This is a genomic window from Microbacterium panaciterrae, assembly GCF_039541635.1.
Lineage (GTDB): Bacteria > Actinomycetota > Actinomycetes > Actinomycetales > Microbacteriaceae > Microbacterium > Microbacterium panaciterrae.
In genome coordinates this window covers 232785-240025 of sequence record NZ_BAABGP010000014.1, presented here as the reverse complement: position 1 = coordinate 240025, position 7241 = coordinate 232785, and the positions used below count along the sequence as shown (strand labels likewise).

Annotated in this window: 6 protein-coding genes and 1 tRNA gene; 1 reads left to right on the top strand and 6 read right to left on the bottom strand. The window is 69.3% G+C overall.

Annotation, left to right across the window (positions count from 1 at the left end; all coding sequences use genetic code 11):
* Positions 1-90: 90 nt before the first annotated feature.
* The gene (locus tag ABD882_RS11210; RefSeq protein ID WP_345186957.1) at positions 91-318 is read left to right on the top strand and encodes a hypothetical protein; all 228 of its coding nucleotides are present in this window, start codon (positions 91-93) and stop codon (positions 316-318) included.
* 104 nt (positions 319-422) lie between these two features.
* On the opposite strand, the gene ABD882_RS11205 is transcribed toward ABD882_RS11210, so the two are convergent.
* The 6 genes from ABD882_RS11205 to topA form a co-directional block, all read right to left on the bottom strand.
* A complete protein-coding gene (locus ABD882_RS11205; protein ID WP_345186955.1) occupies positions 423-575 on the bottom strand; it encodes a hypothetical protein in 153 nt (50 codons plus the stop codon).
* 190 nt (positions 576-765) lie between these two features.
* Positions 766-841 (bottom strand) — tRNA-Thr (locus ABD882_RS11200).
* A 95-nt stretch (positions 842-936) separates the two neighbouring features.
* A complete protein-coding gene (locus ABD882_RS11195; protein WP_345186954.1) occupies positions 937-2499 on the bottom strand; it encodes an alpha/beta hydrolase in 1563 nt (520 codons plus the stop codon).
* The gene (locus ABD882_RS11190; protein WP_345186952.1) at positions 2496-3653 is read right to left on the bottom strand and encodes a DNA polymerase III subunit delta'; all 1158 of its coding nucleotides are present in this window, start codon (positions 3651-3653) and stop codon (positions 2496-2498) included. Before ABD882_RS11190 ends, ABD882_RS11195 begins: the two co-directional genes overlap by 4 nt.
* Positions 3654-3699: 46 nt before the next feature.
* Complete coding sequence (gene tmk / locus ABD882_RS11185; protein ID WP_345186949.1) at positions 3700-4329, bottom strand: dTMP kinase; 630 nt, start codon at positions 4327-4329, stop codon at positions 3700-3702.
* The gene (gene topA / locus ABD882_RS11180) at positions 4326-7193 is read right to left on the bottom strand and encodes a type I DNA topoisomerase (protein ID WP_345186947.1); all 2868 of its coding nucleotides are present in this window, start codon (positions 7191-7193) and stop codon (positions 4326-4328) included. The genes tmk and topA overlap by 4 nt, the downstream gene beginning before the upstream one ends.
* Positions 7194-7241: the final 48 nt, after the last annotated feature.

Here is a 7241-nt window from a genome sequence, read left to right as displayed (position 1 = left end):
AACCCACACCCACGACGAATCCGTCGCGGCCTAACATCGCCCTCCGAAAATCCCAGGCCGATTCACCAACGCTGCCTGTTCCACCTGCAAATGGCCACCTCCCGCCACCTCACCCGCACACCCCGCACCGATGCCGGCAAAGCCCTACGCGGCCTCGTGATGAAGCTCAGCGAGATCGACGACGAAGACACCGCGATCGCCTGGCAGATCCACCTCGACGACTGGTGGCGCACCTTCGGGCACCTCACCCGGGAACGGACATTGTTCCGCAACGGACAGTGGGGATACATGACCGGCTCCGCAAGGCCTGGCTCCTGATCCGCGGTGTCGTCCGTAACAACACCCTGTTCACCTGGATCACTTACGGCAACCCGCGCACCACCAGCCCGCTCGAGGGAGGCATCAACGCACAGATCCGCGACCTACTCCGCCACCACCGCGGAATGAGCGACGAACACCGCCGCCGCGCCATCGAATGGTTCCTCGTTCTCCACGAGCTCCCCCTCGACCGAGCACTCGCCCTCGCGCGCCCGACACCCCCACCCGAGCCCGACACCGAGCCCGACGAGCCCCACAGCCCCACCCTCTACGACACCGCCCTCGACCCACCGAAGGACTCTGGCTCAGATCAGGATGGGCAGGACGAGGATGACACGCCCGACCCCATCCACTCTTTATGGCCTATAACCCGCAGACGCCCTACTCGGAACATGAAGAAGGCCCCGACTCCCCAGCGTTTTCCGGGGGCGTCGGGGCCTTGCCCAGTGGAGCCGCCCAAGGGAATCGAACCCTTGACCTTCTCATTACGAGTGAGATGCTCTGCCGACTGAGCTAGGGCGGCGCACCCCGCGAGGGGCGCATGCGGACGAACCGCACGATCAACGATCCTACCCTGTCCGGAGGGGTGCCGCGAACCAGACCAGGCTCCGGATCGCGCTACTCGCAGCGGATCCCCGCCTTGGCCGGCACCGTGCCGTCGACGAAGTAGGCGTCCACGGCGTTGTCGACGCAGCTGTTGCCCTTGTTGTAGCCCGTGTGACCCTCGCCGACGCGCGTGATCAGCACGCCGCCCTCGAGCTGCTTGGCCAGCGAGACCGCCCACTCGTAGGGCGTCGCCGGATCGTTCGTGGTGCCGACCACCAGGATCGGCCCGGATCCCGCCGCCGTGATCTCGCCGCGCTTGCCCGACGGCGGGTACGGCCACTGGTCGCAGACGTTCTGGCTGTCCCAGTACGGGGCGACGATCGGCGCCTCTGCAGCGATCTTGGCCTTGGAGGCCGCCTTCGCCGCGTCACTGTCGTCGTTCGGGTAGTCCATGCAGTTGTACGCGTCGAACGCCTCCGTGGAGTTGTCGGTGTACTTCCCGCCGGTGCGCCCGTAGTAGAAGTCGGCGAGCTGGAACGCCACCGACGGGTCGCCCTTCAGCACCGCGGTCAGCGACTGCGTCAGGTACTGCCAGCTGTCCTGCGAGTACAGCGCCGAGACGATCGAGGTCATCAGCGCGTCGGCTCCGAGCAGGCGCCCATCGGCGTTCTTGAGGGGGGTGCGGTCCACGCTCGCCAGCAGCGCGCCGAGGTCGCTCATGGCCTCGTCCACCGTGCCCTGGAACGGGCACTTCTTGCCCTTCAGGCAGTCCGCCATGTACGCCTTCAGCGCCGACTCGAAGCCGATCGCCTGCGTGGTGCTGACGTCGAGATTGGACACCGCGGGATCCAGCGCGCCGTCGAGCACGACGTGACCGACCCGTTCCGGGTAGAGCCCTGCGTAGGTTGCGCCGAGGAACGTGCCGTACGAGTAGCCCAGATAGTTCAGCTTCTTGTCGCCGAGCACGCCACGCAGCAGGTCCATGTCCCGCGCGGCGTTCACGGTGGTGATGTAGGGCAGGATCCCCGCGCTGTTGCTCTCGCACGCCGCCGCGAAGGTCTTGTTCGCCGCGTCCTGGGCGCTCTTCCACTGGTCGCTGCCCCGGGCGCCCGCCGGGATCGAGAACAGGTAGTCGTCCATCTGCGTGGCGTCGTAGCACTTCACCGCGGTCGAGGATCCGACGCCGCGGGGGTCGAAGCCGATCACGTCATAGTTCTTGACCAGAGTCGGGCTGACCGCGAAGGTCAGGTTGGTCTTGATCAGGTCGAGGCCGCTGGCGCCGGGACCGCCGGGGTTGGTGAGCAGGGATCCCTTTGCCGTGCCCGTGGCGCGATGGCGCACGACGGCGAGATCGATCGACGCCTTGGCGGGGTTCTCCCAGTCCAGCGGCGCCTTCACCGTCGTGCAGTCCATGCCTCCGCCGCACGAGGACCAGTTCAGCGTCTGCCCGTAGAAGGACTGCAGCTCGGGCGCGATCCCCGAGGTGTCCGGGGACGCCGCCGGGCGGCTGGATGCGGACGACCCCGCGGGGATCATCGAATACAGGCAGCCGGAGAGCGCCACGGCGGCCACGGCGAGCCCGGCCACGAGGGCGGTGATGCGGCGCAGACGCGGAGCGATGGGGGCGTTCTTCACAATGTCCTCCCGCTCGTGACCGTCACGAGCAAGCTCTCGAGGGCGAGCGTCGGGGCGACGTTGCGCTCCAGTGATTCCCTGGTCCGGGCGAGATGTTCCAGCACGACGAGGGTCCGTTCGGGCTCCCAGGCCGCCGCGACGGCGGCGAGCTCTGCGGACAGCTCACGGTTGATGAGGCCGTCGTCACGACCGAACTGCAGCATGACGACGTCGCGGAACAACGACTGCAGGTCGGTGAGGACGCGGTCGAGGCCGTCGCGCACGCTGCGCTTGGCGCGCTGCTTCTGGTCGTCTTCGAGCGCGTTGATCTGCGAGCGCACGGCGGGCGGCACGGCCTGGCCCTCAGCGATCCCGACCGTGTGCAGCAGCGAACGGCGCTCGGCCTCGTCACGCTCCGCGGTGAGCGCCTTGGCATCGTCGGTGGCGGCCTGGACGATCTGCCCGGCGACCTCGACCGCGTCGCCGACGCCGCGCACACCCAGCACCGCGCGGAGTGTCCGGTCCCGACGGGCACGGGCCGCCTCGTCCGTGGCGAGGCGCTGCGCCATGCCGATGTGGCGCTGTGCGTGCCGGGCGGCCTGTTCGGCGATCGCGGGGTTGGCGCCGGTGCGGCGCACGATGAGCTCGGCGACGGCCGCGACGTCGGGCTCGCGCAGCCGCAGGGACCGCACCCGGGAGCGGATCGTCGGCAGCAGATCGGCCTCGCTGGGCGCGCACAGGATCCACACCGTCCGCTCCGGCGGCTCCTCCAGCGCCTTCAGCAGCACGTTCGAGGTGCGCTCGGTCATGCGATCCGCGTCTTCGACGACGATCACGCGGTAGCGTCCGCCGGACGGGCCGAAGTACGAGCGCTCGACCAGGGCCCTGGCCTCCGCGATCGAGATGATGACCTTCTCCGTGCGCAGCACCGTGACATCGGGGTGGGTGCCGGCGAGCACCTGGCGCATGGTCGCCGCATCATCCTGGCCTTCCGCGATCAGCGCGGCAGCGAAAGCCGTGGCGAGCGTCGAGCGGCCGGATCCCGGCGGCCCGGTGATGAGCCACGCATGCGCGAGTGCGGCCGGGTTGTCGACGGCAGCGCGCAAGGTCTCGACCGCCGCATCCTGCCCCCACACGTCCGTCCACGGGAACGGAGCGAGAGCTGTGGCGGACATGACGCAAGCCTAACGGTGGGGCCGGACAACGCCCGCCGTCGCCTCGTCAGTCGAGCAGTGGCGCGACGCGGGCGCGCACCATCTCGGCGATGACGGCGGGATCCTGTGCGGCGTCGATCACCAGGAAGCGCTCCGGTTCTGCGGCGGCGAGCGCCAGGAAGGCTGCGCGCACCCGGACGTGGAACTCGCCCTGCTCGGCCTCGAGGCGATCGAACGGCTTGTCGGCCGAGTCGAGCCGGCGACGCGCCGCGGCCGAATCCAGGTCGAGCAGGATCGTGAGGTCGGGCAGCGCGCCCCCGGTCGCCCACAGCGACAGGCTGCGCACCTCGGCGGGGTCGAGCACCCGCCCCGCGCCCTGATAGGCGACCGAGGAGTCGAGGTAGCGATCCTGGATCACGACCTCGCCGCGGTCGAGCGCAGGATCGACGACCGTCGCGACGTGGTGCGCGCGGTCGGCGGCGTAGAGCAGCGCCTCCGCCCGCGGAGCGATGTCGCCGCGATGGTGCAGCACGATGTCGCGGATCAGGACCCCGACCTCGGATCCGCCCGGCTCGCGGGTGCGCAGGGTCTGCAGGCCCTGCGCGCGGAGCCACTCGTCGAGCAGAGCCGCCTGGGTGGTCTTGCCCGAGCCGTCGCCGCCCTCGAGCGTGATCCAGAGGCCGCGGCCTGCGTTCACGCGCCCGCCTTCTTCGCGGCGTTGGCCGCACGTGTCGCCGCCGCCTTCTTCGCCGCGGCGGAGCGCGCCGCCGCCTTCTCGGTGTCCGTGGCCGGCTTCTTGGTCGGGGCTTTCTTCGCCGCCGTCTTGGCGGGGGCCTTCTTCGCCGTCGCGGCAGGGGCCTTCTTCGCGGCCGCCGCCCGGGCTCCACGCTTGGGCGCAGGACCCTTCGCACGCTTGTCCGCGAGCATCTGCACCGCGATCTCGAACGTGATGTCGGTCACGGTCTGGCCGCGCGGGATCGTGACGTTGGTCTCGCCGTCGGTGACATACGCGCCGAACCGGCCGTCGCGGATCCGGATCGGCTTGCCGCTGACCGGGTCGGCGTCGAACTCGGCGAGCGCGCTGGAGGCGCGGCGTGCGCCGTACTTCGGCTGCGCGTACACCGCAAGAGCCTGCTCGAGCGTGATGTCGAAGATCTGCTGCTCGCTCTCCAGCGAGCGCGAGTCGGCGCCCTTCTTCAGATAGGGGCCGAACCGGCCGTTCTGCGCGGTGATCTCCTCCCCCGACTCGGGGTCGGCGCCGACCACGCGGGGCAGGTCGAGCAGCTTCAGCGCCGTGTCGAGGTCGATGGTGTCGACCGACATCGAGCGGAACAGCGAAGACGTGCGCGGCTTGGGCTCCGCCTCCTTCTTCTTCGCACCCCGCTTCGGCTTCGGTGCTTCGACGACCTCGCCCGTGGCCTCGTCGACCTGGTCATCATCCGCGACCGGGTCGTTCTCCTGCACGTACGGGCCGAAGCGACCGTCCTTGACGACCACGATCTTGCCGCTCGCGGGGTTCTCGCCCAGCACGCGATCGCCCGCGACAGGAGCGTCGATGAGCTCCTGCGCCTTGGCCGCAGTGAGCTCGTCGGGTGCGAGATCCTCCGGCACGTTCACGATGCGCGGCTTGGCCTCGGGGTTCGCCGGATCCGCGACCTCGAGATACGGGCCGTACTTGCCGAACCGGAGGGTGGCGGTATCGGTGATCCTCGTCGCGTTCAGCGCCCGGGCGTCGATCTCGCCGAGGTTCTCGACGACCTGGCGGAGGCCCGCGCGGGTGTCCGAGCCGTAGTAGAAGGAGTGCAGCCACTCGATCCGCTTCTGCTCGCCGCGGGCGATCGCGTCGAGATCGTCCTCGAGCGCGGCCGTGAAGTCGTAGTCGATGAGGTCGGCGAAGTGCTGTTCCAGCAGCCGGACGACGCTGAACGCCATCCACGTGGGCACGAGCGCCTGGCCGCGTTTGGTCGCGTAGCCGCGATCGATCACGGTGCCGATGATGCTGGCGAACGTGGACGGACGCCCGATCCCGTGCTCCTCCAGCGCCTTCACCAACGACGCCTCGGTGAAGCGCGGCTTCGGGGTGGTGCGGTGCGGCTTCGCATCGGCATCGGAGACGCCGAGCACGTCGCCCACTGCGACCGCCGGCAGCGACTGGTTCTCTGCGGCGTCGGCGTCGTTGCGCTTCTCGTCGCGCCCCTCTTCGTAGGCCTCGAGGAAGCCCTTGAAGGTGTAGACGGTGCCGGAGGCGGTGAACTCGGCGAGCGTGCCGGCGCCGGCGCGCGCCGAGGTGTCGACGGCGAGGGTGACCGTGGTGGTCTCGTACTTCGCGTCAGACATCTGGCTGGCGACGGTGCGCTTCCAGATGAGGTCGTAGAGGCGGGACTCGTCGCGGTCGAGCTGCGCGGACACCGAGGCCGGCGTGCGGAACTTCTCGCCCGACGGCCGGATCGCCTCGTGCGCCTCCTGCGCGTTCTTGCTCTTGCTCTTGTAGACCCGGGGCTTCAGGGGCACCGCCGCGTCGCCGTACAGCGAGACCGCCTGCGACCGGGCCGCCTGCACCGCCTGAGTGCTGAGCGCGGTCGAGTCGGTGCGCATATAGGTGATGAAGCCCTTCTCATAGAGGCGCTGGGCGACGCTCATCGCCTGCTTCGCGCTCATCGAGAGCTTGCGTCCGGCCTCCTGCTGCAGCGTGGAGGTCGTGAACGGTGCGTACGGGCTGCGGGTGCCGGGCTTCGCCTCGACTTTGGTGACGGAGCCGGACCCTGTGGCGTCGACCGCGGCGGCGAGTGCGGCGGCGGCCTTCTCGTCGAGGATGACGACGGCCTTCTTCAGCGCACCCTTGTCATCGAAGTCGGTGCCGCGGGCGATGGCGCCGCCGTCCAGGCGGACCAGGCGCACGGTGAAGCCCGTATTCGCGGATCCTTTCGCGGTCGCCGTCGCGTCGACGTCCCAGTACTCGGCGGACACGAACGCCATGCGCTCGCGTTCCCGATCGACGATCATGCGGGTGGCTGCGGATTGCACGCGGCCGGCGGACAGGCCGGACTTGACCTTGTACCAGAGCACGGGCGAGACGTCCCAGCCGTACAGGCGGTCGAGGATGCGCCGCGTCTCCTGGGCGTCGACCAGCGCGAGGTCGAGCTCGCGGGTGTTGCCGACAGCGGCCTGGATCGCGTCCTTGGTGATCTCGTGGAAGACCATGCGCTTGACGGGGACCTTCGGCTTCAAGGTCTCCAGCAGGTGCCAGGCGATGGCCTCGCCCTCGCGGTCCTCATCGGTGGCGAGCAGGAGTTCGTCCGCCGTCTTGAGCGCGCGCTTGAGCTCCGCGACGGTCTTCGTCTTGCGGTCGCTGACGACGTAGTACGGATCGAAGTCGTTGTCGACGTCGATCGAGTACTTGCCGTACGCCTGCTTGTCGGCTGCGGGGATGTCCTTCTTGTCGGCCAGGTCGCGGATGTGACCGACCGAGCTGAGCACCTCGAAGCCGTCGCCGAGATAGCCCTGGATGGACCGCATCTTCGTCGGAGACTCGACGATGACGAGCTTCTTGCCTTGCGCCACGGGTGCGTCCTTTCTTCGAAGCACACCATACACACCGTGCCGAAGTCG